Annotated in this window: 23 protein-coding genes and 2 pseudogenes; 16 read left to right on the top strand and 9 right to left on the bottom strand. The window is 34.5% G+C overall.

The window, feature by feature from the left end:
* Window positions 1-12 precede the first annotated feature (12 nt).
* The 7 genes and pseudogenes from KGI96_RS05410 to rsmH form a co-directional block, all read right to left on the bottom strand.
* Window positions 13-498 carry a SprT family zinc-dependent metalloprotease gene (locus tag KGI96_RS05410; protein WP_211597161.1) on the bottom strand — a complete coding sequence of 162 codons (486 nt, stop codon included), beginning with the start codon at window positions 496-498 and terminating at the stop codon, window positions 13-15.
* Window position 499: 1 nt separating this feature from the next.
* Window positions 500-1,692 (bottom strand): annotated as a pseudogene (locus KGI96_RS05405) (BaiN/RdsA family NAD(P)/FAD-dependent oxidoreductase).
* A 3-nt stretch (window positions 1,693-1,695) separates the two neighbouring features.
* Window positions 1,696-2,175: a tRNA (uridine(34)/cytosine(34)/5-carboxymethylaminomethyluridine(34)-2'-O)-methyltransferase TrmL gene (gene trmL, locus KGI96_RS05400; protein ID WP_211597145.1), complete on the bottom strand. Its 480-nt coding sequence runs from the start codon at window positions 2,173-2,175 to the stop codon at window positions 1,696-1,698.
* Window positions 2,169-3,659 carry a UDP-N-acetylmuramoyl-L-alanyl-D-glutamate--2,6-diaminopimelate ligase gene (gene murE, locus KGI96_RS05395; protein ID WP_211597146.1) on the bottom strand — a complete coding sequence of 497 codons (1,491 nt, stop codon included), beginning with the start codon at window positions 3,657-3,659 and terminating at the stop codon, window positions 2,169-2,171. Before murE ends, trmL begins: the two co-directional genes overlap by 7 nt.
* A gap of 2 nt (window positions 3,660-3,661) precedes the next feature.
* Window positions 3,662-5,638 (bottom strand): penicillin-binding transpeptidase domain-containing protein, encoded by a 1,977-nt coding sequence (locus tag KGI96_RS05390; protein ID WP_432757705.1) that lies wholly within the window; start codon window positions 5,636-5,638, stop codon window positions 3,662-3,664.
* A gap of 16 nt (window positions 5,639-5,654) precedes the next feature.
* Window positions 5,655-5,966: a cell division protein FtsL gene (gene ftsL / locus KGI96_RS05385; RefSeq protein ID WP_211597148.1), complete on the bottom strand. Its 312-nt coding sequence runs from the start codon at window positions 5,964-5,966 to the stop codon at window positions 5,655-5,657.
* A 9-nt stretch (window positions 5,967-5,975) separates the two neighbouring features.
* Window positions 5,976-6,917 (bottom strand): 16S rRNA (cytosine(1402)-N(4))-methyltransferase RsmH, encoded by a 942-nt coding sequence (gene rsmH / locus KGI96_RS05380; RefSeq protein WP_211597149.1) that lies wholly within the window; start codon window positions 6,915-6,917, stop codon window positions 5,976-5,978.
* A gap of 153 nt (window positions 6,918-7,070) precedes the next feature.
* Here rsmH and KGI96_RS05375 point away from each other — a divergent pair, with 153 nt between their 5' ends.
* The 16 genes and pseudogenes from KGI96_RS05375 (at window position 7,071) to tdeA (ending at window position 24,126) form a co-directional block, all read left to right on the top strand.
* Window positions 7,071-7,511, top strand: coding sequence for a DNA polymerase III subunit chi (locus tag KGI96_RS05375; RefSeq protein WP_211597150.1), 441 nt, complete (start codon window positions 7,071-7,073; stop codon window positions 7,509-7,511).
* Between the two features lie 96 nt (window positions 7,512-7,607).
* Window positions 7,608-7,778: a hypothetical protein gene (locus tag KGI96_RS05370; RefSeq protein ID WP_211597151.1), complete on the top strand. Its 171-nt coding sequence runs from the start codon at window positions 7,608-7,610 to the stop codon at window positions 7,776-7,778.
* Complete coding sequence (locus KGI96_RS05365) at window positions 7,768-8,364, top strand: ATPase (RefSeq protein WP_211597152.1); 597 nt, start codon at window positions 7,768-7,770, stop codon at window positions 8,362-8,364. Before KGI96_RS05370 ends, KGI96_RS05365 begins: the two co-directional genes overlap by 11 nt.
* A gap of 108 nt (window positions 8,365-8,472) precedes the next feature.
* Window positions 8,473-11,283: a valine--tRNA ligase gene (locus KGI96_RS05360; RefSeq protein WP_211597153.1), complete on the top strand. Its 2,811-nt coding sequence runs from the start codon at window positions 8,473-8,475 to the stop codon at window positions 11,281-11,283.
* 205 nt (window positions 11,284-11,488) lie between these two features.
* Window positions 11,489-12,172 (top strand): lipoprotein-releasing ABC transporter ATP-binding protein LolD, encoded by a 684-nt coding sequence (gene lolD / locus KGI96_RS05355; RefSeq protein ID WP_211597154.1) that lies wholly within the window; start codon window positions 11,489-11,491, stop codon window positions 12,170-12,172.
* Window positions 12,172-13,422, top strand: a complete 1,251-nt coding sequence (lolE, locus tag KGI96_RS05350) for a lipoprotein-releasing ABC transporter permease subunit LolE (protein ID WP_211597155.1) — start codon at window positions 12,172-12,174, stop codon at window positions 13,420-13,422. Before lolD ends, lolE begins: the two co-directional genes overlap by 1 nt.
* Before the next feature lie 324 nt (window positions 13,423-13,746).
* On the top strand, window positions 13,747-14,853 hold the full coding sequence (locus KGI96_RS05345; protein WP_213156547.1) for an ISAs1 family transposase: 1,107 nt from the start codon (window positions 13,747-13,749) through the stop codon (window positions 14,851-14,853).
* A gap of 332 nt (window positions 14,854-15,185) precedes the next feature.
* Complete coding sequence (locus tag KGI96_RS05340) at window positions 15,186-15,983, top strand: ABC transporter ATP-binding protein (protein ID WP_229577252.1); 798 nt, start codon at window positions 15,186-15,188, stop codon at window positions 15,981-15,983.
* An 18-nt stretch (window positions 15,984-16,001) separates the two neighbouring features.
* Window positions 16,002-16,277: a hypothetical protein gene (locus tag KGI96_RS11330; RefSeq protein WP_229577250.1), complete on the top strand. Its 276-nt coding sequence runs from the start codon at window positions 16,002-16,004 to the stop codon at window positions 16,275-16,277.
* Between the two features lie 67 nt (window positions 16,278-16,344).
* Entirely contained in the window at window positions 16,345-17,616 is a 1,272-nt protein-coding gene (locus tag KGI96_RS05335) for an ABC transporter substrate-binding protein (RefSeq protein WP_211599435.1), read from the top strand.
* Window positions 17,617-17,675: 59 nt separating this feature from the next.
* Complete coding sequence (locus tag KGI96_RS05330; protein WP_213156579.1) at window positions 17,676-18,107, top strand: carbohydrate ABC transporter permease; 432 nt, start codon at window positions 17,676-17,678, stop codon at window positions 18,105-18,107.
* Entirely contained in the window at window positions 18,008-18,592 is a 585-nt protein-coding gene (locus KGI96_RS05325; protein WP_267873286.1) for a carbohydrate ABC transporter permease, read from the top strand. The genes KGI96_RS05330 and KGI96_RS05325 overlap by 100 nt, the downstream gene beginning before the upstream one ends.
* A gap of 11 nt (window positions 18,593-18,603) precedes the next feature.
* Window positions 18,604-19,440, top strand: coding sequence for a carbohydrate ABC transporter permease (locus KGI96_RS05320; protein ID WP_211599433.1), 837 nt, complete (start codon window positions 18,604-18,606; stop codon window positions 19,438-19,440).
* Between the two features lie 25 nt (window positions 19,441-19,465).
* Window positions 19,466-21,340, top strand: coding sequence for an alpha-galactosidase (locus KGI96_RS05315; protein WP_213156577.1), 1,875 nt, complete (start codon window positions 19,466-19,468; stop codon window positions 21,338-21,340).
* A 74-nt stretch (window positions 21,341-21,414) separates the two neighbouring features.
* Window positions 21,415-22,610: pseudogene (locus KGI96_RS05310) on the top strand (IS256 family transposase).
* Window positions 22,611-22,731: 121 nt separating this feature from the next.
* On the top strand, window positions 22,732-24,126 hold the full coding sequence (gene tdeA, locus KGI96_RS05305; RefSeq protein WP_211597992.1) for a toxin/drug exporter TdeA: 1,395 nt from the start codon (window positions 22,732-22,734) through the stop codon (window positions 24,124-24,126).
* A gap of 359 nt (window positions 24,127-24,485) precedes the next feature.
* On the opposite strand, the gene deoD is transcribed toward tdeA, so the two are convergent.
* Entirely contained in the window at window positions 24,486-25,199 is a 714-nt protein-coding gene (deoD, locus tag KGI96_RS05300) for a purine-nucleoside phosphorylase (RefSeq protein WP_211597991.1), read from the bottom strand.
* 78 nt (window positions 25,200-25,277) lie between these two features.
* Window positions 25,278-26,051, bottom strand: coding sequence for a deoxyribose-phosphate aldolase (gene deoC / locus KGI96_RS05295; protein ID WP_211597990.1), 774 nt, complete (start codon window positions 26,049-26,051; stop codon window positions 25,278-25,280).
* Window positions 26,052-26,106: the final 55 nt, after the last annotated feature.

The following is a 26,106-nucleotide window of genomic DNA, read 5'->3' as shown; positions in this document are numbered from 1 at the left end:
CAACAGGAATAATTAAACATTAATCATTAATTTCAATGCTTTTCGACAATTTTTACAAATATAACGTCGTCCTTTTTGTTGTATCGCATTATGGCGTTTTATGGTTAATAAATGAGTTTGGCAGTCACACTTATATTGAAAATTTTGTCTAACTGATCCCAATTCAAATTGATGGCACGTTTCAGCTGGTACACCAAAAACCTGTTCCATTAAGGCTTGCCACTCTTTGCCGTGTGGTTTTACTTTGCCGAATTGCTGATAAACAATAATGTGAGCGAGTTCGTGTGGCACGACATTTTTGATAAATTCATCGCTGTTTTCTTGCAACAAAATCGGATTAAAACGGATTTCATTGCGTTGCAAATAGGCTACGCCTGCCTTAGCACCACGCACATTATAATTCACTTTTGGTGTAATAAATTCTTTCTCAAAATACGTATTGGCTAAGACAAGGGTTTGCTTTAATTTACGCTGAACTTGTATTTTTAGGTGACGAATATCAGTCACTTTCTAAAATTCCTGTGGCACAAACAAAAGCCGATGACCACGCCCATTGAAAATTATATCCCCCAAGCCAACCTGTTACATCAAGTACTTCACCAATAAAATAAAGCCCTTTTGTTTGTTTGGTTTCCATTGTTTTTGAAGAGATAAAATCGGTATCCACGCCCCCTTTGGTGACTTCGGCGGTGCGATAACCTTCTGTACCATTTGGGACAAATTGCCAATGGTGGATAAATTGCTCTAAGTGAGTTAATTCGACTTTGCTTAAATCGGCAATGATTTTTTCTTTTAATAATTTTTGTTCAAACCATAGCTCAACTAATTTTTTAGGAAGATGGCGACACAACACGCTTTTTAGTTGTAATTTTGGCGAAGATTGACGAAGTTCATTCAAAATATCAAGGATAGATATTGTTGGTAATAAATCAATTTCAACACTGTTGCCTAATTCCCAATAATTAGAAATTTGTAGCATTGCAGGACCAGATAGTCCACGATGAGTAAAGAGCATTTGATTTGAAAAAGATTGTCCTCCACAGGTCACGGTGACTGGCAATGCGATCCCAGAAAGAGCAACCAATATTTTATCTTTTTCTTTATAAGTGAAAGGCACAAGGCTTGCTCGTGGTGGCAATACAGGGATATTAAATTGCTCCGCGATTTGATAACCAAAAGGTGTCGACCCAAGGGCTGGCATTGAAAGTCCGCCTGTTGCAATCACTACATTTTCTGTTTGATAAGTTCCACTAGCGGTATGAATATGATAAAAATTTGCAAATTTTTCAATTAATGTTACCGCTTGTCTAAGCTGAATATCCACTTTGCCACTTTTATCGCATTCGGCTTTCAACATCGCTACGATCTGCTCTGCACCCTCATCACAGAAAAGTTGACCTAACTCTTTTTCGTGATAGGCAATGCCGTAGCTTGCCACCATTGAGATAAAATCCCATTGCGTATAGCGAGCAAGGGCTGATTTCACAAAGTGGGGATTTTTGCACAGATAATGGTGCGGTGAAATTTCCATATTGGTAAAATTACAATTTCCACCACCAGACATCAAAATTTTGCGACCTAGTTTTTACCGTTGTCTAGCACAACAACGGATTTGCCACCTTGTCCTAACTGACTTGCACAAAAAAGCCCTGCTGCACCTGCACCGATAATGACGACATCAACATTTTTCATCAATTAAATATCCTGTTTTGGAACACAGTTCTGATAGCCAAATTGTCGCCACGCTTCATAAACCACCACAGCAACAGAATTGGATAAATTCATACTACGGCTGTCTTTACACATCGGAATACGAATTTTTTGGCTCATTGGTAAGCTGTCTAAAATTGCTTTTGGAATGCCACGACTTTCAGGACCAAACATCAAAAAATCACCTAGTTCATAGTTTACTTCGCTATGATTTGGTTCGCCTTTGGTTGTTAAAGCAAATAAACGTTTAGGTTTAGCTCGTGCCATAAAATCATCAAAGGAGATATATCTTTGAATATTCACAAACTCGTGATAATCAAGACCACTACGACGTAATTTTTTATCATCCCACGTAAAACCAAAGGGTTCAATCATATGTAAACGAAAGCCACAGTTGGCACATAAACGGATAATATTACCACTGTTTTGTGGAATTTCGGGTTCAAATAAAACGATATCTAACATAAATTTTTCTTCACTTCTTCTTGATCTGAAAAAGGGTATTTTTTCAAACCAATAATTTGATAATCTTCGTGTCCTTTACCTGCAATTAGTACGACATCTTTCGGATCAGCTTTTGCTATGGCTTCTTGTATGGCATATTGGCGAATATGTATGATTTTTACTTTTTTTGGCTTAATAAAGCCTTTTAAAATATCGTTAGTGATAACTTCAGGATCTTCAGTGCGAGGGTTGTCATCGGTCACTATCACCTTATCGGCGTAACGCTCAGCAATTTCTGCCATTTGAGGGCGTTTCCCTGTATCACGATCACCGCCACAGCCAAACACACAGCATAAGTCACCTTCACAATGTAAACGAGCAGCTTGCAACGCCTTTTCAAGGGCATCTGGTGTATGAGCATAATCAACAATGGCGGTTGGATATCCTTCTGTACTAAAAGATTCCATTCGTCCACGAACGCCTGTTAAGAGCGGTACGATTTTAATTAAATTTTGCAAATTATGTCCTAGCACCAATAAACTTGCTAGTGCGATTAATAAATTACTCACATTAAATGCACCAATTAATTTACTGTCAATTTTGCCATTGCCCCAGCTTGAGGAAAATTCAATGCTTGCACCCTGTTGAGTAAAGGTAATATTCGTTGCTTGTAACCATTGTTGTTGAGTTATTTTTACTGTTGGATCACAACTAACAGCGATGGCATTGGGTAAATTTTCAAGCCATTTTTTACCTACTTCATCATCAAAATTAATAACTTTATGTTGTGTAGTTAATTCATTAAATAGACGAAATTTTGCCGCTTCATATTCATCCATTGTGTTGTGATAATCTAAATGATCACGGCTTAAATTGGTAAAAATGGCAACATCAAAATCTAGTGCTTCAACTCGGTGTTGAACTAAACCGTGTGAAGAAACTTCCATTGCACAAAAATCTGCTTTTTGTTCCACAAATTGAGATAAGTATTGCTGAATTTCTACCGCAGAACCTGTGGTATTAATGGCTTCTTGCATATCTGGATACAAACCGTTTCCAATTGTTCCCATTACTGCTGATTTACCCCCTGCTAAGTTATGCCATTGAGCTAAAATCTGTGCCACAGTTGTTTTGCCATTGGTTCCTGTTATACCCACTAAGGTGAGTTTTTTTGAAGGATGAGCATAAAATTCGTCTGCAATTTGTGACACTTTTTTTGCCAAATTAGGGATCTCAAGGATAGGGCAAGCGGTAAGATCTTTTTCATTTTTTGCAAATTTTTCAGAAAATGTCACCGCTTGTTGATCTGCTTCTGCTTCACTTAAAATTAAACTCGCCCCTTGTGATATTGCCACTGGGATAAAATTTCGTCCATCAACTTGATGTCCTTTTAATGCAATAAACAAGTCGCCTTGTTGAACTTGGCGACTATCTAATCTTATTTGATTTAATGTGATTGGCTCACATTTTTTAAGTTCTGGAATGAGATGAATTAATCGTTTCATTATTATTTTTCACTTTCTAAATTATCTGGTTTAATATTACGTTCTCTTAATGTGTAGCCCATAATTTTTGAGAATACGGGAGCAGAAATTGCTCCGCCATAATATTTTTTACCTCGAGGCTCATTGATTAGTACTACTAAAGCAAAGCGAGGATCACTTGCAGGTGCAACCCCTGCCGTATAAGCAAGGTATTTTTTAACGTATTGTTTATTTTCAATTTTTTGAGCAGTTCCTGTTTTTACTGCCACTCGATAGCCATCAACAGCCGCTCGAACACCACCCCCGCCTTTTTTAGCGACACTTTCCATCATTCTGACCACATCTTTAGTGATTTTTTCAGGGAGAACTCGTTCTCCAATAATAGGTGGAGTCACTTTAGTAATAGAGAGCGGTCGATAAATTCCAAAACTACCTAAAGTGGCATAAGCTCTCGCAAGTTGTAACGGAGTAACTTGTAAGCCATAGCCATAGGCAACAGTTGCTCGTTCAATATCTGACCATCGTCTACGTTCTCCATTGGTACCTTGTCTTTCTCCTAATCCCAATCCAGTATCTTGACCAAAGCCTACTTTTGTATAAGTATTCATTAAAGTAGCGGGTGACATTCTTAATGCTAAACGGCTTACTCCTACATTACTTGATTTTTGTAAAATACCTTCTATGGATAACTGATCTCTTGGTGCAACATCGTGAATAGTATGTCCATTTACTTTAAATGGACGAGTATTAATGACTTCGTCTCTATAAGTCACTCCATTTTGTAATGCGGTTAATACCACAAAAGGTTTTACTGTTGAACCGGGTTCAAAGGTATCGGTAATGGCACGATTTCTCGCTAATTCAGGTTTATATTTTTTACGATTATTTGGATTAAAAGAAGGTGCATTTGCCATTGCCAATACTTCACCAGTAAGAATGTCAATCAACACGGCAGTACCAGATTTTGCATTATTTTCTATTACGGCTGTTTTAATTTCTCGATACACCATTGTTTGTAATTCTTCATCAATACTTAATATTACATCTTGAGGATCGTATTGTTTTTCATTATGAATATTTTCAATGACATTACCTCTAAAATCTTTACGAATAACTTTTTTACCATTTTTACCAATTAATAGTAGATCAAAACTTCTTTCTAACCCTTCTATTCCGTGTTTGTCATTTATATCAGTCAAACCCACTAATTGAGAAATAGCCTCTGATAGTGGATAAACGCGTAGGTATTCTGTTTTTAAAAATAAGGCGTTAATATTGAGATCTTTTACGTAGTTGCCAATTGCTTCGGAACGATGACGATCGATATACATAAAACGACGATGCGAATATTTATATATTTTAGTCATTAAATGCCCATAACTTTTGTGGAGACTTTTTGCTAATGCTCGCATTTTCATTTTTTCAATTTTTGCTGCTTCTCTATCTAAACGAACAAATTCTGAATTAGGGTTATTATGTACTTTTTGCAATAATAAATTGTAATCAAGTCCTGTTACTCTTGCGAGTAATGTCCAATACTTATCATTATTAGGATTTAAAATAATACGAGGGTTGTATTTAGATTTTGTCTGTGGTTTTAAAAAATGACTTAAATTAGCTTGGATGGCACTTGCTGATCCGCCTACTTCCATTGCGAGAATTTTCCAACGAGTACGATTGCGTTTAATTTGTGTATCAAAATATAATTTAGGATCAAAAGTGATTGAATAACGAGGATCACTGACAGAAAGTAAACGGTTATTACGATCCAGAATACGTCCTCGTGTAAAACTGAGTTTTTGAGTTCGAATAGAACGATTATTGGCTTCTTTAATTAATTCTTCTGAATCAAAAATTTGAATATAGGCAACTTTTCCAATTAAAGCACATACCATTAGAAAAAGGGTAAAATAAACACTATAAAATCGAAAAGGTAAATAGCTCTTTTCTTTTTGTTTATTTTCTGGGTCATTTGATTTTAACTTTACTGATGCCATTATTTATTCAACTCTATATTTATTCAATGATGATGATTTCTTGTTCTTTTTGTATTGATTGTAAACCGAATTTTTTTGCTGCAGCCACAACTCGAGGTTTTTGTGTTTTTGAATTCTCTTCTAATTGCAAATGCAAATATTGGTTATTTAATTGATGTTGCTGTTTAATTAATTTTTCTTTTTCTGTAATCAATAAACGAGTTTGGTGAGTAATCCAAACGGTAACAACAGCAGTTCCTGTTAATAATAATAAAAGTAAAATTGCCAATTTATTATTATTGACCAAATCATCGAAAATGACCTGTCTTAATGGATAATGTTTATTTGTCATTTTTATACCTTATCGCTTTTCTGCTATTCTCAACACGGCACTACGTGAACGAGGATTGATATTAATTTCTTGCTGTGAGGGTTTAATCGCTTTGCCAATCGTTTTTAATGGAATATCTTTATTCAATTCACTTTCTAAAATCGGCAAGCCTTTGGGAATCACTTTTCCTTTACTATTTTTACGCATAAATTGTTTCACCATTCGATCTTCTAACGAATGAAAACTAATAATAGAAAGTCGCCCTGCTTGATTAAGTACACTTAACGCTGAATTTAACGCCTTTTCTAGTTCATCCAATTCACTATTGATATAAATACGAATTGCTTGAAAAGAACGAGTAGCAGGGTGTTTATGCTTATCTTTAAAAGGCACTGCCTCTGCAATAATTTTAGCTAATTGTAGAGTCCGAGAAATTTTTTCAATATTCGATTTATTATAATTCACAATCGCTGTTGCAATACGCTTTGCAAAACGCTCTTCACCAAAGGTTTTTAATACCCAACTTAAATCTTCAATAGACACCTGTGCTAACCATTCCATTGCGGATAACCCTTTTGTGGTATCCATTCGCATATCCAAAGGACCATCTTTCATAAAACTAAAACCACGTTCAGCCTCATCAAGTTGTGGCGAAGAAACGCCAAGATCGAGTAAGATGCCATCAATTTTGCCCGTTAATTGTAATTTTTCGCAAATTTCAGGAATGAAAGAAAACGCATTATGTTCAATATGAAAACGAGGATCAGAAATCGTTTGAGCTTCGGCAATCGCACGAGGATCACGATCGATACCAATCAAACGCCCTTTTTCGCCTAATTGACTCAAAATTAATCGAGAATGGCCACCACGCCCAAACGTACCATCAATATAGATACCATCAGGCTTAATTGCTAATCCATCTACTGCTTCATTTAATAAAACAGTGATATGTTGAGGGGCGTTGCTCGTCATTTTGTGTACCAATTAGTTAAAAGTAAATTCAGAACTAGAAATTTTAACGTTTTACACTAGATACGACAAGCGGTTTTATCATTATCTGCGTATGTACTTTTTTATTCTATTCCGTTAAAATTACTCTTTTATTTTAAACGGGTTAAAAAATCTGTGAAAAAAGCCACTTTTTACCTACTTCAACAACAAAAAATAGGCGAATATGACGCCACTATTTCTGTTGCCTGTGATTTAGTCGCAACAGCTTGGCGTTCTGGTAAGCGAGTATTAATCAGTTGTGAAACTGAAGAACAGGCTTTAGATATTGATGAAGTGTTATGGGCAAGAGATCCTGAACAATTTGTCCCACATAATCTGTCAGGCGAAAGCACCACTTATGCAACGCCAGTTGAAGTCAGCTGGAAAGATAAACGTAATACACAACGCAGAGATTTATTAATTAATTTACAAAATCAAGTACCTGATTTTATCAGTAGCTTTAACCAAATTATTGATTTTGTTCCTACAGAAGAAACTCAAAAAGTAGAAGCTCGAGAGCGTTATAAACAACTTCGCCAAATGGGTTGGCAGTTGGATACACAGAAAATAGAATAAAAAAATAAGCGGTTACATTTTTATAAAAATTTGCAAAATTATCACAAAACCACGTAGAGACAGGGTATGCCCTGTCTAAAAAAACAAAGAAACAATATGAAAACAAGAGAAGAATTGCTAGCCAAACAACACCAACTAAACGTACTATTTTCTGCCTTTATTGAAGAAAAGAAAAAGCATGAGGTTCTGACTTTTCAACGAGATAATGGCGAAATTATAAAACACTATCCAAATGGAAAAATTGAAGTTGTAGTTTATGCAAAATAATATTAGTGCAATTTTCTATTGTGGTACAAATGGTGCTGGAAAATCAACTTTACGAGATTTTAATCAAGATCCCGTACAGATTGTAATTGACTCTGATCATATTGCTCAACGTATTAACCCAGATAATCCACGTCTTGCAGATTTGGAAGCAGGTAGAAAAGCAATACAATTATTTAATTTTGCAATAAAAGAGAAAATTCCATTTTCAATGGAATCTACTCTTTCAGGAAAGTCCATTATTAAGCGAATAGAAAAAGCAAAAAATGAAGGATTTAATGTTAAATTGAATTATGTAGGTGTAAATAATTATTTCATTAACATTGAACGAGTTAAAGCAAGGGTACAATTAGGTGGTCATTTTATTGATGAAGAAATAATAAAAAATCGTTATGACATAAGCAATGATAATTTGATAAAGGTTATTTCATTATGTGATGAAATTTTTATTTATGATAATTCACAAGAATTACCGAAAGTTATTTTTTATATTTCAGACAATACAATTATTCAGCTATCTGACATTATTCCAACTTGGTGTCAGAATTTACTAAAAATCCTGTTAGTAAAAGGATTAAATTTAGATTAAATAACAAGCGGTTACATTTTTATAAAAATTTACAAAATTATCACTAAACCATGTAGAGACAGGGCATGCCCTGTCTAAAAAATCAAAACAGAAAACAGAGAAACCACAATGACACAAAAATTTGAAATGGCAGATCGTTTTAATGCCAGCGCAGTAGAACAAGCACTTTATAAACACTGGGAAGAAAGTGGTTATTTTAAACCGACGATGACGGAAAATAACCCAAGTTTTTCAATCGCAATCCCACCGCCAAATGTAACAGGTAGCTTACATATGGGACACGCATTCCAACAAACCTTAATGGATACCTTGATCCGTTTTAATCGTATGGAAGGCAATAATACCCTTTGGCAAGCAGGGACTGACCACGCAGGTATTGCAACACAAATGGTGGTTGAGCGTAAGATCGCAGCTGAAGAAAACAAAACTCGCTATGATTATGGGCGTGATGCCTTTATTGATAAAATTTGGGAATGGAAAGCTCAATCAGGTGGCACAATTTCTGGACAAATGAAACGTTTAGGCAACTCGGTAGACTGGGAGCGTGAGCGTTTTACAATGGACGATGGTTTATCAGAAGCGGTAAAAGAAGTTTTTGTTCGCTTGCACGAAGAAGGACTGATTTATCGTGGTAAACGCCTTGTAAACTGGGATCCTGTATTAAAAACAGCTATTTCTGATCTTGAAGTAGAAAACAAAGAAGAAAAAGGTAAAATGTATCACGTTCGTTATCCTTTTGTTGATAAGAGCGTTACATTTGGCGGTGGTTATATGCATATTGCAACCACTCGCCCTGAAACAATTTTAGCTGATGGTTTTTTAGCTGTTCATCCTGATGATGAGCGTTACAGAGATATCATTGGACAAATGGTTCACGTACCAATGACTGATCGTATTATTCCTGTTGTTACTGATCCTTATCCTGATCCTGAATTTGGTACAGGTTGTGTAAAAATCACACCTGCACATGATTTTAATGACTATCAAGTAGGGCAACGTCACAATATTGAAGTTATCAATTTATTTAATGATGATGCATCTATGAACGATAATGCACCTGAGCGTTATCGTGGAATGGATCGCTTTGAAGCTCGTAAAGCTATTATTGCAGACTTAGAAGCGGAAGGATTTTTAGAAAAAATTGAAGATCACGTTTTAGTGCGTCCTTATGGTGACCGTAGTGGAACAGTTATTGAACCTTATTTAACGGATCAATGGTATGTTGCGGTACAAGAATTAGCCAAACCTGCGATTGAAGCGGTAGAAAATGGCGATATTCAATTCGTGCCAAAACAGTATGAAAACTTGTATTTCTCGTGGATGCGTGATTTACAAGACTGGTGTATCTCTCGCCAATTATGGTGGGGACACCGTATTCCAGCGTGGTATGATGAACAAGGTAATGTTTATGTGGGTCGTGATGAAGCAGAAGTACGTCAAAAACACAATATCAGCGACAATATCGCATTACGTCAAGATGATGACGTGCTTGATACTTGGTTTTCATCAGCTCTTTGGACATTCTCAACCTTAGGCTGGCCAAAACAAACACCTGAGTTAAAAATGTTCCACTCAACGGACGTATTGATCACTGGTTTTGATATTATTTTCTTCTGGGTTGCACGTATGATTATGATGACGTTGCACTTTATGAAAGATGAAAATGGCAAACCACAAGTACCATTCAAAACGGTGTATGTAACAGGTTTAATTCGTGATGAAAATGGTCAAAAAATGTCAAAATCTAAGGGGAATGTACTTGATCCATTGGATATGATTGACGGGATTGATTTGGAAGCCCTTGTTGAAAAACGTACTGGCAATATGATGCAACCACAAATGGCAGCGAAAATTGAGAAATCAACTCGTAAGCAATTTGAAAATGGAATTGCCGCTCACGGTACAGATGCATTACGCTTTACACTTTCAGTATTAGCAACTAATGGACGGGATATTAACTGGGATATGAAACGTCTTGAAGGTTACCGTAATTTCTGTAACAAATTATGGAATGCGAGCCGTTTTGTATTAACCAATGAAAAATTAGATTTAAGTGAAGGCGAGATCGAATATTCAGTCGCTGATCGTTGGATCGAATCTGAATTTAACCGTACCGTTGAAACATTTAGAAACAGCTTAAAACAGTTCCGTTTTGACTTATGTGCAACGGCAATTTACGAGTTTACTTGGAACCAATTCTGCGACTGGTATTTAGAATTAACCAAGCCTGTTTTTGCAAACGGCACACAAGCTCAAATTCGTGGTGCAAGTTATACTTTGATTAACGTTTTAGAAAAATTATTACGTTTATCACACCCAATGATGCCATTTATTACCGAAGAAATTTGGCAAAAAGTGAAAGGGTTTGCGGACATTGAAGCTGACACTATTATGTTACAACCATTCCCACAAGTGGAATCTGAATTAACGGATCTTGATGCTGAAAAATCAATGAACTGGTTGAAAGATATGGTAACGGCAGTGCGTAATATCCGTGCAGAAAGTAACATTGCACCAAGCAAAGCATTAACCTTATTATTTAGAAATGCGACTGAAAATGATCGCTTAATGTTAGCTGAAAATGAAGTGCTATTAAAAGCGATTGCTAAACTTGATGAAGTGAATTTGCTAAATGCTGATGAAAAAGCACCGCTTAGCGTCGCAAAATTAGTGGGTAATACCGAAGTGTTAGTGCCAATGGCAGATTTCATCAATAAAGATGCAGAGCTTGCTCGCTTAAACAAAGAGATCGAGAAATATCATAACGAAATTAGTCGTATTGAGAAAAAACTTGGTAATGAAGCCTTCGTTGCCAAAGCTCCAGCTCAGGTTATTGAAAAAGAAAAAGCCAAAATGGCAGATTACCAAACCGGCTTAGAAAAATTACAAATTCAATATAAAGAAATTGAAGCTCTGTAATTAAGTAAAAATAGAATAGGCGTATGAAAGTACGCCTATTTTTTTATTAAATTATGCAAGTTAGGAATAATTATTAGAGTGTTATACCTTATTTTTAAGAAGGGTAGATATTTTTTGAAAGTTGAGAGAAAGTGGCTGATTTTATTTGTAATTTTGCTCAAAATTCCGCAAAATAGCAGTAATGTTTTATTAACTAGATTTTAAAATGACAACTCAATTACTTCACTGTGAAAATATCAGCAAATTTTATCAAGAAGGCGAACAAAAAACACAGGTGTTAAATAATATCTCTTTTTCAATGAATGAGGGAGAACTTGTGGCGATTGTTGGAAGTTCCGGCTCAGGGAAAAGTACTTTATTACACACACTCGGCGGATTAGATCAACCAAGTAGTGGTAAAGTATTTATTAAAGAGGAATTACTACAAAAACTAAACAGTAATAAATTGGCTCGCTTACGTAATCAATACCTTGGATTTGTGTATCAGTTTCATCATTTAATGGCAGATTTTAGTGCGATTGAAAATGTAATGATGCCAATGTTAATTGGTAAAAAAAATAAAACGGAAGCAAAAGATCGTGCAGAAAAGATGCTACAAGCAGTAGGGCTGGCTCATCGTTTAAGTCATCGTCCGTCTGCTCTTTCAGGAGGAGAGCGTCAGCGTGTTGCAATAGCGAGGGCGTTAGTAAATGAACCTGCTTTAGTACTAGCTGATGAACCGACAGGGAATTTAGATCGCAAAACAACAGAAAGTATTTTTGAGTTGATTAAACAACTCAATGAAGAGCAGAATATTGCGTTTTTATTGGTTACTCACGACTTAAATCTTGCCAGTCAATTTTCTCGCAAACTTTGTATGCAAGATGGCGTGTTGAAAGAGGAATTATAATGAATACGCCTTTTTTTATTAGTTGGCGATACCAAGCAACCAAACAAAAAAATCGTCTTGTTTCTCTTATTTCATTATTTTCTAGTATTGGAATTGCACTTGGCGTTGCGGTGTTGATTATTGGATTAAGTGCAATGAATGGGTTTGAACGAGAACTCAATCAGCGAGTGCTTTCTGTGGTTCCTCACGCTGAATTATTATCTTATCAAAATGGGCAATTACAGCCGATTGAAAAGGGAGAAGAATTAGAAAATTTGGTAAAAAATAATCCAAATGTGACCGTTTCAGCCCCTTTTATCAGTTTTACCGCATTGATTGAAAATGGTTCAAAATTAAAAATTGTACAGGTAAAAGGGGTTTCAGCGGATAAACAGCAACAAGTCAGTGCGTTACACCAATTTATTGAACAATCACAATGGCAAACCTTCAAGCAAAATGGTGGCTTAATTTTAGGGGCGGGTATTGCTCGTGATTTAGGTATTAATACTGGTGATGAGATTACTTTATTATTGCCAGAAACCCAAAGTGATAACAAATTTGCTCAACCACAACATTTTAGTTTAACCGTGACTGGTATTTTACGCTTAGATGGTCAGCTTGATCATAGTTATGCTTTAATTCCTATTGAAAAAGCTCAAGAGCTACTTGCTTATAGTACTTCTCAGTATTCAGGAATTGAACTCTCTGTTAAGTCACCTTTTAATGTAAAAAATCTGACTATGCCTGAATTGGAGCAATTTCCTCAAGCTCTCTATTTACAAACGTGGATCGATAAATTTGGGTATATGTATAACGATATTCACCTTATCCGAACTATTATGTATATTGCAATGGTCTTGGTAATCGGTGTGGCGTGTTTTAATATCATCTCTACTTTGGTAATGGCAGTGAAAGATAAACAAGGGGATATTGCCATTCAGCGAACCCTTGGTGCAAATAACTATTTCATTCAAAAAATATTTCTTTGGTATGGATTGATTTCAGGAATGAAAGGGGCGATTTCAGGAATTATTTTAGGTGTAATTATTTCCCTTAATCTTACCGCTATTATTAAAAGTTTAGAAAGTTTTATTGGAATAAAATTACTTTCAGATGGGATTTATTTCGTGAATTTTTTACCGAGTGAATTACACTGGTTAGATATTGTATGGGTGTTATTAGCAACGGTGATATTAAGTTTAGTTGCCAGTTTGTATCCTGCAATCAGAGCATCAAAATTAGAACCTGCTAAAGTGTTAAGTGGGCATTGAGAGAATTAGCACCTTTAAAAATTTATCCCCCTCTTGTACAACATACATATGGTTTACACTTCCCCTAGTGTATACCACTGTGTGAGTGGATAGATTTTCTTATCTCTATTATTCATCAATCCTGGTTGATGGAAGCGATAGTATATTCTCCATTTACTTTTACCTTTCTCACCTCCATTATAATAATAAGCCACTATTTTATGAACTCTCTTTTATTAAACATTCTGAATGTTCGTTCATTTTTTAACTAGCAGGGCAAGATCGCACTTTTCTTAAAAATATGATCTAATAGCACCTATTATTCAATAACAAATAGGTGTAAAAATGAATATATTATCAGCTTTTAAAGATTTGGAAGACCCTCGCAAAGATATAAACAGAAAACATGACTTCTTAGATGTTATTTTTCTTTTCGTAAGTGCGGTAATATCAGGTGCAGAAGGATGGAGTGAAATTCATCAGTTTGGTAAATTGAATATAAAATGGTTACGAAAATACCGAGATTTTGAAAATGGTATTCCTGTTGATGATACGATTGCTCGTATTGTAAGACGGATAAATCCTGAGAAATTAAATTATATTTTTATTAATTTTATCAATGAGATACGAAAATCACAAGGCAAAGAGTGTATTGCAATAGATGGTAAAACATTAAAAAACAGTTCACATTTAGAGCCTCATAATGCCCTACATAGTATTACGGCTTGGAGCTGTTCAAGAGGATTAATTTTAGCTCAAAATAAGTCCAAAGGTAAGAAAAATGAGAATGAAAGCATTCTAGAAATGATAGATATTTTAGAGCTAAATCAAGCCGTCATTACGGTAGATGCGATGAATACGCAAAAGAAAATAGCGAAGAAAATCATAGAAAAGAAGAGCGATTATGTGATGCCATTGAAAAATAATCATAAGAAATTTAGAAATGAAATAGAAAGTTATTTTCATAAAGTAGTGCGAGAAAAATCAATAAAAATAGATAAATTTCAAGAAGTTAACTGTGAAAGAAGTCGAATAGATCAACGGTATTATTCAAAATTACCAATAAGTGATTGGCTTTTGGAATCTCAAGGTTGGACAGGAATTAAAAGCCTTATTCAAGTTCATAGGATAAGAGAAGACAATGGCAAGAAAAGTGAAGAAAAAGTATTTTATATCAGTAGCTTAGATGTTCCTTGCGAAGACTTTGCGAAATATATTAGGGGTCATTGGGAAGTTGAAAATAAAGCGCATTGGGTACTTGATGTTGTTTTTAAAGAAGATGATAGTACGATTTATTTGGGGGATGGCGTTGAAAATATGGCAATAATTAGGCGTTTAGGGCTTAATTTAGCACGACTACATCCAGCTAAAAATAGTATGAAAAGCAAGCTGAAATCAGCTGGCTGGTCTGATGAAATGAGGTCTGAGCTTATTTTTGGTGTGTGTGATTAATTTATAGACAAAGTACGCGGTTGCCCTGAATCTGTTATGCTCCTTTTCACTTATCTAGGATCTAAATATTGATCTTTATTCTGCATTAGTGATCTTAATTTGATTGTCGTCTATTTTTGGACTTAGTTTCAATGTTGAGAATAATGATTCTGACCGCCAATATGAAATAATAATTTCGAAAAATTAAAAAAACGAATTTTTAGTTTATTTTTGTGATTCATATCACAAATATTAACATTTTACATCAACAAAGTGTTTTTTTTTTGTTATTCTTTTTGTTAGTAAATAACATTTTGTGTTTGGTAATAACATATAGTAGTGAGGGGGATACAATGGCAGGTGTACGCTTGAGAGGGGTAGAAAAGCAATATCCAAATGGCTTTAAGGCTGTTCACGGCATTGATTTAGATATTAGAGATGGTGAATTTATGGTTTTGGTTGGTCCATCAGGCTGTGCAAAATCAACAACGTTACGAATGATTGCTGGCATTGAAGAGGCAACAGGTGGAGAGATCTATATCGGCGATCGTTTGGTTAATGATGTTGCACCAAAAGATCGTGAAATTGCAATGGTATTTCAAAGTTATGCTCTTTACCCACATATGACCGTCTATGACAATATGGCTTTGGCGTTAAAATTGCGAAATATTCCTAAAGATGAGATTGAGCACCGAGTACGAGAGGCCGCTGAAAAATTAGAAATTACTGATTTATTAGATAGAAAGCCAAAGGAGATGTCTGGTGGACAGCGTCAGCGTGTGGCTTTAGGGCGTGCGATTGTTCGTAAGCCAAAAGTTTTTTTATTTGATGAGCCGCTCTCTAATCTTGACGCAAAATTACGTGTTTCAATGCGTATTCGAATTGCTCAACTGCATAAAGAATTGAAGAATACAATGATTTATGTAACACATGATCAAGTGGAAGCTATGACGATGGGGGATCGTATCACTGTTTTAAAATTTGGGGAAATTATGCAAGTTGATACGCCACTCAATTTATATCATAGACCAAAAAATGTGTTTGTTGCTGGGTTTATTGGTTCTCCAACAATGAATTTAATGGACGCTATGTTAGTAGAAAAAGAGAATAAGGTTTATGTCAAAATTGAAGAAACATTGATTGAAATGTAGGCTAGTAAAGCTCAAAAAGTGAAAGATTATATTGGTAAGAGTGTGGTATTTGGTATTCGTCCTGAGGCTATCGAGGCTGTTGAAAGTGGTGGTATTGAAGGTGATATTACCGTTGTGGAACAAATGGGAAATGAGGAATACATCTACTTTAATATCGGAACAACACAATGGATTTGTCGAATGAATGTAGATGGCGAGAAAAATTTGCGTCGTGCAGGATGCTGTGAGTTTATTTTTAATACTGCAAAATGTCATATTTTTGATAAGGAAACTGAGCAGAATGTGAGTTTGTAGTATTAAAGATTATTGAGCTATTAAGTAGCGTATATAATTGTATTTATTCATCTATGGAGTCTTTCAAATGAAAAAATTTATGAAAAAGTTAGTGTTGCCAGTCACTTTACTTGGTTTAGCTGCGTGTGATCCAAATGCGGAAGTTAAAAATAATAAGGAAGTTGTTGAGTTTTATCACGCATTTTTCCATGAGGAGTCTGTTTATGCCCCATCTAAAGTTATGCGTGATCTTTATGATGATTTTGCAAAAACACATAATAATGAAACCATTGAATTTAAACCAATTTCAGTAAATGGTAACATTAAAGATGTGATGAATAATAAGGTGGCGAATGGCGAGTTCCCCGCAATTATTGATTTAGCTGGGCACGATGTGTCATTGGCGGCAATATCTCAAAATTTAGTGTTGGATATGAAGCCTTTTATTGATAAAAATAACTTACAAAAGAATATTGGGATTAACTATATTCAAAATAATAAAAATGGAAAAATCTATTCAGTACACGATCAGTTAGTTTCTTTAGGATTGTGGTATAACACAGATATTTTCAAGAAAGCGGGTGCCTCGTTGCCTGATACCTGGAAAGATTATAATGATTTTGGTGTGGCGATGTCTAAAGTGCGTCAACTTGATGGCGTGTATGGATTTGGAGCGGGAGAACCAGCGATTCGTATTTTTAATGCAGTACTTGGATTATCTGAAGAAGGGCGTGGATTATTAACTAAGCCATTAACCAAAGAAGGGATTGAATCAAAAGCGTTTGAAAATGCATTAAGAGTAACAATGCGTGAGGTTCAAGCGAATGGTTCTAATAATGCAGGAGGAAATGCAAATATTTATACAGCGGATTTTGTTAATAATAAATCTGCCGTATTTTTTAATGGAGTATGGGCTGCCAGTGAGTTACAAAAAAATAAAGCCTTACAGCCAGCACTTTACCCTGGAAAAGTCGCTATTTCTTCTCCAGGTGGCGGTATTACTATCTCTAATCAACTATCAGAAAAAGGTAAAGCCTTAGCATTAGAATTTTTAAAATATATGACTTCAGATAAAGTTCAAAAAATTATTTTTGAAAAAGTTGGTTCTGCAGTGGCAAGTAAAAATATTGATTTTTCAAGCTTAGCAGCCGCATCTTCTGAACCAACAACACGCTTATTAGGTACTGCGATTGCAGAGGTTGATGGATCAAAAGTTACTGTTCCTACTATTATTACTTCTTGGGGTGGGGATATTAGAACTGTCTTAATCAATGCGTTAACAGAATCTGCGGCAAGTAATGTTGATATTGAACAGAAAGTGAAAGATACACAAAAAATCTTAAATAGTTTGATTAACTAGGTCGTGTATAAATTGCCAATAGAGTTAATACTCTATTGGCAATATGTTAAGGGGGCTCTATGATAAAAATATTCAATAATAAAAAGTTTGGGAAACAGTTATTTATATTTTCTTTTTTATTACCAACATTACTCTGTTTTTTTATCTTTTATTTTTATTCTGTGGCGACTATTTTTGTGACATCATTTACAAAATGGGATTATACCAATTTAAGCCATCCAGAATTTTTAGGTTTTGATAATTTATTTGCAAATTATCATTATATTTTTAAAGAATATCCTTTTTTTATGGAGGCTCTGTTTAATTCTATTCGCTGGGCAATTATAGGTATTGTTATTCAAGTACCAATTGCAGTATCCATTGCTATTATATTATCAAAAAAATTATCAGGTTGGAAAGTAACACGAAATTTATTCATTATTCCAAGCATTATTTCTTCTGCTGCGATGGGGTTAATTTTTTACAAATTTATAATCCAAATTATGGTGTAGTTAATGAGATCATTAAATTTTTCAATCCAGATTTTAATGGTTCAGTACTTTTAATTCCGGGGGTAAATATCGTTGCAATGACAGCTGCTTATGTCTTTTTTACAGGTGCTTCGACAATTATGGTGCTTGGACAAATCCTTGCAATACCAAAGTCATTATATGAAGCGGCAGAAATTGACGGTATAAGTAATTTTAAGGTTGATTGGTATATTACGCTTCCAATGATTAAAGATACGATTAAAACAATTTCAGTCATGGCAGCGAGTGCGGGTTTCTTGATTTATAACGAAGTCTTTTTCTTAACCAATGGTGCGGCAGGTACAAAATCAATTAGTTTTATTATTCGTGAATTGGCGGTTTCAAGTTCACGAACACAATATGCTCGTGCGAATACGGTTGGGGTATTTCAGATTTTAGGTGGACTGTTGATCATTGTATTGATCGGTCTGATTTTTAGAAATAAAGATAATAAATTAATGAAATAGAGGAGTGACCAATGAAAAATAGTGGCAGTTTATCTAAAAGCACAAAAATGATTATCTATCTTTATATGGCATTTACTTGCTTAATTTCTTTATTTCCCATTGGTTGGATATTTTTATCTTCACTTAAAGCTGATCCAATGATGAATCCAGGTTTAAGTTTGCCTACTGAAATAAGTATTGAAGGCTATATTAATGTATTTACAGAGTTGGGGGTACATAAGTATTTTTGGAATAGTTTTAAAATCGTCTCTATTTCAGTCATTCTGAGTATCATAATGATTTCTATGTCATCTTATGTAATAGCAAGAATGGAGTTTCGCGGTAAAAAATTAGTGACAGCAATGCTTTATTCCACTCTATTTATTCCTGCTACGGCAATGACATTCCCTATTTACCGATTAGTAGGTGTGTTAGGTATATTCAATACTCCTATTGCATTGATTTTTGTATATACCTGTTCAGGTATTGCAATGAGTTTTTTTATTATAAAAAATTATTTTATGATTATTCCGAAGGAATTAGAAGAAGCCGCAGAGATAGACGGAGCAAGCCACACCCAAATTTTTTGGAAGATTATGTTGCCTATTGCCCGTCCCGGTATTTTAACCGCCGCTATTCTTGCATTTATTAATAACTGGAACGAATATTATTGGGCATCAATGCTGATTATTGATAAAGCTCAGCTTACTGTTCCAGCATTATTAGGACAATTTACGACAAGTTTTAACACGAATTATAATGGTCTTTTTTCAGCAATTTTTGTGATTGTGCTACCACCTATTATTTTATTTGCCTTTACGAGTAAATACTTTATTGAAGCATTAGGTGGCGGAGCAGTGAAAGGCTAAAACACTAATATTTTGAGGATATAAAATGAAAATTAGTAATAGTAATATTGAGCGTATTTTTCATTATGCTGATCATCAATTTTATACCGTAAAAGTGGTGAATCAATTAAATGGTAGAATTGTTGTAAATAATTCTAATAGAGAGTTTGAAATAACCTATTTAGATGGAAGAACGGTCACATCAGTTGATTTTAAGGCAAATGTTTTAGAGCAGAATAATAGTAATATTAAAGTGAAGTTTTATAATGAAACAACCTGTTTAATTATTGATTATATTGCAAGAAATGATGTTATCGCTAAGCAAATAGAAGTTATTTCATCAGACAATGCGATCAATTTTATCGATATAGATATTTTTGATTTTATTGATAAAACGGATATCTTCTATCCTAAAAAGCAAGATGATATTGCAGAAATGGCAAATTTTAGTGGGTACTATGTTGAGGCTGGACAACCTGTTTATGCGAAATCTTTCTTTTTAGGGGCGGAATTTCCTTTGATTGAAAATAGAATAATAGAAACGCATTATTTTTCACGGTATTTTTTAGGTGAGGCAGTGAATTTTCCTAAAAAAATACCGTCTGCTATTATTGGATCAGCTCGAGATAATGATGAATTAACTATTCAAAAGGCATTTTTCTCTTATATTGAAAGCATTTCTCAGCAGAGTTATTTCAGAAAACAATATAACTCTTGGTACGATCATATGAAAGAAATTGATGAAAAAATCATTTTAGATAGTTTTCAAAAAATTCATCAAGGTTTCAATAAATATGGGATAAAGCTAGATGCTTATGTTGTTGATGATGGTTGGAATAATTATGCAAGTTTTTGGGATTTCAATAATAAATTTCCGAATGGTTTAACCAAGATTAAAGCGTTAGTTAATTCCTTAAATGCGAGTTTAGGTTTATGGATTGGTCCACGAGGAGGCTACTGTGTGACTGAGACTATAATGAGTGATTGGCTTGAAAAAAATAAAGATAAAAAACTGGGAAGTAAAAATAAAATATCTCAAGATGTGAATGTCGGCGATTTTAATTATTTAGAAAATCTAAGAAAAGTGATGTTACAACATCAAAAGGATTTTGATATTAGTTATTGGAAAATTGATGGTTGGCTATTAAAACCCGATGTTCAAGATCAAAGTGGTGAATATGGAATGCACACAATGACACGAGTCTATGAATATTTGGTCAAAATATTAACGGATCTGAGAGATGAGAGAGGTTCTCGTGATTGTTGGATCAATCTAACTTCTTATGTGAATCCAAGTCCTTGGTGGTTGCAGTGGGTAAATAGTTTATGGATTCAACTTTCACAAGATATTGGTTTTACAGAAAATGCAGGTAATGATATAAACCGCACGATAACTTATCGTGATATTCAATATCGTAAATTTATCCGTGATCGTCATATTCAATTGCCTTTGTCGTGTTTATATAATCACGATCCTGTTTATGCAACAACAGCACATTCTGGTTATATGGATCATCAAATGTATGCTTCAATTACTGATTTTGAAAATTATTTACGCTTTATCGCAACACGAGGGAATGGCTTCTGGGAGTTTCATTATTCTTATACAATGTTTGATGATGAAAGATGGCAGGCAAATGCTCGAGCAATAAAATGGATTGAGAAAAATTATAATACGTTGAAATATAGTGAAATGATTGGTGGTAACCCAGAACTATTTGAAATATATGGTTATCATTGTATTGATGAAGTGAGCGGAAAAGCCATTTTATCGTTACGAAATCCAAGTAATATGACTCAGTTTATCTCATTACCAAATATTGATTTAAGTGATTATAAAACAACGATTGGTCAATTTTCTCTAGTAGATGATGGCATTTATCTCGCACCTTATGAGATAGTTATTTTACAAAAAAAGTAAAGTAATTTTTTAGAGACTATAAAAATAACTGTGTATCTGCTTTAATATAGAAAAACATTAAGGTGGATACCAACATGAAAAAAACAAATATAACCGACCAAATTGAAGCCCTGCTTGAGCAACTAGACTCTCAAGAAGATATCGCAAAAGCAACACAACTTTTGCACAAACGTTTCTTTGAGAAGTCACTCAATGCTGAATTAGATGAACATCTTGGCTATCAAAAGAATGGTATACGTAAAGGTAGCAATAGCAGAAATGGGGTGACATCCAAAACAGTCTATACCGAAGAAGGTAAATTTTCTATCGATACCCCACGTGATAGAGAAGGGACTTTCGAACCTGAAATCATTAAAAAACGACAAACAAGAGTGCCTACACTCGACTCAAAAATTATCTATTTATATTCACAAGGAATGAGTACCCGAGAAATCACTGAAACCGTGTCAGACCTGTATGGGACTGAAATCTCACCTACACTGGTATCACGTGTGACAGATGCACTATTAGATGATGTTATCGAGTGGCAATCTCGCCCCCTTGATGATGTCTATCCTATTGTTTATTTAGACTGTATCGTTGTTAAAGTCCGTCAAGATAAACGTGTGATTAACAAGGCAATTTACCTTGCCTTAGGCATTAATATGCAAGGACAAAAGGAGCTTCTAGGGTTGTGGATATCTGAAAATGAAGGAGCTAAATTTTTGTTAGGGGTGCTGACAGAATTACAAAATCGTGGTGTAAAAGATATCCTTATTGCTTGTGTTGATGGATTAACGGGCTTTCCTGATGCGATTAATGCTGTTTATCACAGCTTTGTATCGTCCATATGGTGCGTAATTCTATGAAATATGTGCCTTATAAGGACTATAAAGCAGTTGCTTGAGATTTAAAGAAAATTTATCAATCTGCGACAGAAGATGAAGCCTTGCAGGAATTAGAGAATTTTGCGAATACTTATGATGATAAATATCCGCAAATATCACGGTCTTGGTATAAACACTGGGATAACCTGAATACCTTGTTTAACTACCCACAGGACATCAGAAAATCCATTTATACAACGAATGCTATTGAGTCTGTCAATAGTGTTATTCGCAAAGTCATCAATAAAAGAAAATTATTCCCAACAGATGACTCAGCAAAAAAAGTTGTTTATCTGGCTATTCAAAATGCCTCTAAAAAATGGACAATGCCAATTAGAGACTGGAAATTAGCTCTCAATAAGTTTATGATTGAGTTTGATGATCGCTTAGCTGATTATCTTTAACTAAATTGCAGTTACACAGTTTAGGAGACAGTCTCTTGCCCTTTTTTAACTAGTACTTTAAGACATATTTGTTTAAAATAGGTTTTGATTATTTTTGAAGATATTATTAAAAGGACATACAATGAAACTATCCAAAATTACACTGAGTTTATTTGTCGCCGTTGCAATCTCAGGTTGTGCGAATAAAATGAGCCAAGATGGTAGTCTTGAACAAGTTCAAAAAAATTATAACAGTTATAAAGAGATCGTAAAGCAGTATAAAATTGATACTCAATGGTGGCTTGGATATCAAGATCCGCAATTAAATCAATTAATTGAAACAGCCTTAGCCAATAATAAAAATTTGGCAAAAAGTGCAATTTTAGTTAATAAAGCTCTTTATAACGCAAACCTAGTGGGAGCAAATTTAGTCCCTACGTTTAGTAGTGCAGGTAAATCTTCAGCAGAAAAAGGAGCAGGGCATTCTGCGAAAAATCCACGCTCAACAGGTACCTCATCTATTAGACACGATGTAGGTTTTGATCTAAGTTATACCCTCGATCTATGGCAACGTTTATCAAACAGTGCCAGTGCGGCGGAGTGGGAAAAAAATGCCACAGTGGAAGATTTAGAAGCAACTCGTTTGGCTTTAATTAATGCTGTGATTAACACATACTACAACTTAGCCTATTTTAATGAAGCCATTCATATTACTCAGCAAAGTATTAATAATTATACTAAAATCAGTCGAGTAATGAATAATAAATACAAATCAGGAATGATCACACAACTTAATGTTGATCAATCAATGCAAGCGGTCTTACAAGCAAGAAACAGTTTAATTAATTTACAAACAGCACAAAAGACGGCTGAACAAACACTGCGTAATTTATTGAATTTAAAACCAAATGACAGTATTCCTGTTAAATATCCAAATTTATTAAAAGTGAAATTACAAGGTGTGAATACCGATGTACCTGTTTCGACTATTGCAAACCGTCCTGATCTAAAATCTGCTTTATTCCGTTTACAAAGCGGTTTTAAAAGCCTACAAGCAACGGAAAACAGTTGGTATCCAACCCTCAGTTTAGGGGCGAGTTTATCAGGCTCTGCACCATTGGTAGGAGATATTGCAGATAATCAATTATTGGGTGGCACGTTATCTTTTAATTTACCTTTCTTAGATTGGAATAGAGTGAAGTTAAACATCAAAATTTCAGAACAAAATTATAAATTAGCGAAGCTAAATTATGAACAAATTGGTACTAAAGCACTAAATGAAATTAGTACCTATTACTATACTTATAAGCAATCGAAAAAAAGTTTGAGCAATCTGAAAAAGACCTATTTCTACAACAAGAGAATTAGTCGCTACTATCAAAACCGCTATAAAGAAGGTGTTTCTGAACTACGAGATTGGTTAAATGCAATCAATACTGAAAATGGTTCAAAACTGGCAATTATTCAAGCCAAATATAACACCCTACAATATGAAAACCTTGTTTATCAGGCAATGGCTGGGAAGTATAGTAAGTAGTTGATTTTTAAGCGGTATGATCTTTTTATTTTTTTGCAAAATAAAGTCATACCGTTTTTGATTGGTATTTTTATAAAAACTTGTTACCTTTATATGTTTTTAATACTTTCAAATAAGTTTTCTCAATCCAAGGGGAGAATAATGCTATCATTCAAAATTATGAATAAGCAAATATGATTATTTTTAATTGAAAGCAACTGGTGGGTCAGATTAAATAAGGGTTGAACTTATTTTGAAGAGGTTGGATTATTTATTTCTTTTTAAGGAAAGTGGGGAAAAGCATTACAATGTAAGGCTTTTTCCCACTTTTTACCAACGATTTTGTTTACTATACCTTATTATAAATATGGAATAAAAAATTAGTCGTCTAATAAAACTGACTCTAATGCAATTTCAATCATATCATTAAAGGTTAATTGGCGTTCTTCTGCCGTAGTTTGTTCACCTGTGCGAATATGGTCTGAAACTGTGCAAATCGATAATGCTTTTGCTCCGAATTCTGCAGCCACACCATAGATACCTGCCGCTTCCATTTCAACACCTAAAATGCCATATTTTTCCATTACATCAAACATTTCAAAATCTGGGGTATAGAAAAGATCAGCAGAGAAAAGGTTACCTACTCGAACGTTAACACCTTTGGCTTTAGCGGTTTGAATTGCTGCTACTGTCATATCAAAATCTGCAATCGCAGCGAAATCGTGATCTTTAAAACGTATACGGTTTACTTTTGAATCGGTACAAGCACCCATTCCAATAATAACATCGCGTAATTTCACATCTTCACGTACTGCACCACAAGAACCAACACGGATAATTTTTTTTACTCCGTATTCTGTGATTAATTCTTTAGTATAAATTGAACAAGATGGAATACCCATTCCGTGTCCCATTACAGAGATTTTACGTCCTTTGTAAGTTCCCGTATAACCAAGCATATTACGAACATTGGTTACTTCTTTTGTATCTTGTAAGAAAGTTTCTGCAATATATTTAGCACGAAGTGGATCACCCGGCATTAATACTACATCTGCAAATGCACCTTCTGGTGCGTTAATATGTGGAGTTGCCATTTTATTTTCCTCATTTAGTTTTTAATAAAAAGTTTAAGCGGTATGATTTCATTATAAATTTACAAAATTATTTTGTAATTAATAACCTGTCACCGATTGCTCTTCTGTTCCATTTAATGTTGCTAATAAATTAACCAATAAACTTGATGCACCAAAACGGAAGTGAGTTGAATTTACCCAATCTTTACCCAAAATATCTGCCGCTAATGATAAATATTGTTCAGCTTCTGCGGTTGTTTTTACACCACCAGCCGCTTTAAAACCGACTTTATCTGCCACATTTAAATCACGAATAACTTCTAACATAATTCTTGCAGATTCTAAGGTTGCATTCACGGGTACTTTACCCGTTGATGTTTTAATAAAATCTGCCCCGGCATTAATCGCAATTTCACTTGCTTTACGAATAAGTTGCTCTGTTTTCAATTCGCCTGTTTCAATAATGACTTTTAATAAAACATTCGCTTGTTCACATACGGCTTTACATTGTTTTACCAATTCAAAGCCAACTTCTTCATTGCCCGCAATTAATGCTTTGTATGGGAATACGACATCCACTTCATCAGCACCATAAACGACTGCTGCTTTAGTTTCTGTTACTGCAATGTTAATATCATCATTACCGTGAGGAAAATTAGTCACTGTTGCTACTTTTACGTCTAAACCTAATGCTTTTAATTTTTTATGTGCTACAGGTATAAAACGTGGATAAATACAAACAGCAGCAGGACTACCAAATTCTGTTTTTGCTTGTTCACACAAAGCAATCACTTTTTCATCTGTATCATTATCATTTAAAGTCGTTAAATCCATTAAAGATAATGCTTGTTTTGCAACTTGTTTTTGAGTCATTTACTTTTCTCCTATTTCTTCTTTAAATTTTGAAGCAATCGTTTTTCTAATACTA

The organism is Phocoenobacter atlanticus subsp. cyclopteri (assembly GCF_018343795.1).
Taxonomy (GTDB): Bacteria; Pseudomonadota; Gammaproteobacteria; order Enterobacterales; family Pasteurellaceae; genus Phocoenobacter; species Phocoenobacter atlanticus.
The sequence above is the reverse complement of the archived record's forward strand: the minus strand, read 5'-3'. Positions and strand labels throughout refer to the sequence as shown.

What these genes read in the sequence shown, in the direction of transcription:
- trmL (WP_211597145.1), bottom strand. Translation starts at nt 2,175, where the DNA reads ATGTTAGATATCGTTTTATTTGAACCCGAAATTCCACAAAACAGTGGT.
- KGI96_RS05340 (WP_229577252.1), top strand. Translation starts at nt 15,186, where the DNA reads ATGGCAGGTGTACGCTTGAGAGGGGTAGAAAAGCAATATCCAAATGGC.
- KGI96_RS05360 (WP_211597153.1), top strand. Translation starts at nt 8,473, where the DNA reads ATGACACAAAAATTTGAAATGGCAGATCGTTTTAATGCCAGCGCAGTA.
- KGI96_RS05365 (WP_211597152.1), top strand. Translation starts at nt 7,768, where the DNA reads ATGCAAAATAATATTAGTGCAATTTTCTATTGTGGTACAAATGGTGCT.
- KGI96_RS05335 (WP_211599435.1), top strand. Translation starts at nt 16,345, where the DNA reads ATGAAAAAATTTATGAAAAAGTTAGTGTTGCCAGTCACTTTACTTGGT.
- KGI96_RS05345 (WP_213156547.1), top strand. Translation starts at nt 13,747, where the DNA reads ATGAATATATTATCAGCTTTTAAAGATTTGGAAGACCCTCGCAAAGAT.
- deoD (WP_211597991.1), bottom strand. Translation starts at nt 25,199, where the DNA reads ATGGCAACTCCACATATTAACGCACCAGAAGGTGCATTTGCAGATGTA.
- KGI96_RS05370 (WP_211597151.1), top strand. Translation starts at nt 7,608, where the DNA reads ATGAAAACAAGAGAAGAATTGCTAGCCAAACAACACCAACTAAACGTA.
- deoC (WP_211597990.1), bottom strand. Translation starts at nt 26,051, where the DNA reads ATGACTCAAAAACAAGTTGCAAAACAAGCATTATCTTTAATGGATTTA.
- rsmH (WP_211597149.1), bottom strand. Translation starts at nt 6,917, where the DNA reads ATGACGAGCAACGCCCCTCAACATATCACTGTTTTATTAAATGAAGCA.
- murE (WP_211597146.1), bottom strand. Translation starts at nt 3,659, where the DNA reads ATGAAACGATTAATTCATCTCATTCCAGAACTTAAAAAATGTGAGCCA.
- tdeA (WP_211597992.1), top strand. Translation starts at nt 22,732, where the DNA reads ATGAAACTATCCAAAATTACACTGAGTTTATTTGTCGCCGTTGCAATC.
- KGI96_RS05320 (WP_211599433.1), top strand. Translation starts at nt 18,604, where the DNA reads ATGAAAAATAGTGGCAGTTTATCTAAAAGCACAAAAATGATTATCTAT.
- KGI96_RS05330 (WP_213156579.1), top strand. Translation starts at nt 17,676, where the DNA reads ATGATAAAAATATTCAATAATAAAAAGTTTGGGAAACAGTTATTTATA.
- ftsL (WP_211597148.1), bottom strand. Translation starts at nt 5,966, where the DNA reads ATGACAAATAAACATTATCCATTAAGACAGGTCATTTTCGATGATTTG.
- lolD (WP_211597154.1), top strand. Translation starts at nt 11,489, where the DNA reads ATGACAACTCAATTACTTCACTGTGAAAATATCAGCAAATTTTATCAA.
- KGI96_RS05315 (WP_213156577.1), top strand. Translation starts at nt 19,466, where the DNA reads ATGAAAATTAGTAATAGTAATATTGAGCGTATTTTTCATTATGCTGAT.
- lolE (WP_211597155.1), top strand. Translation starts at nt 12,172, where the DNA reads ATGAATACGCCTTTTTTTATTAGTTGGCGATACCAAGCAACCAAACAA.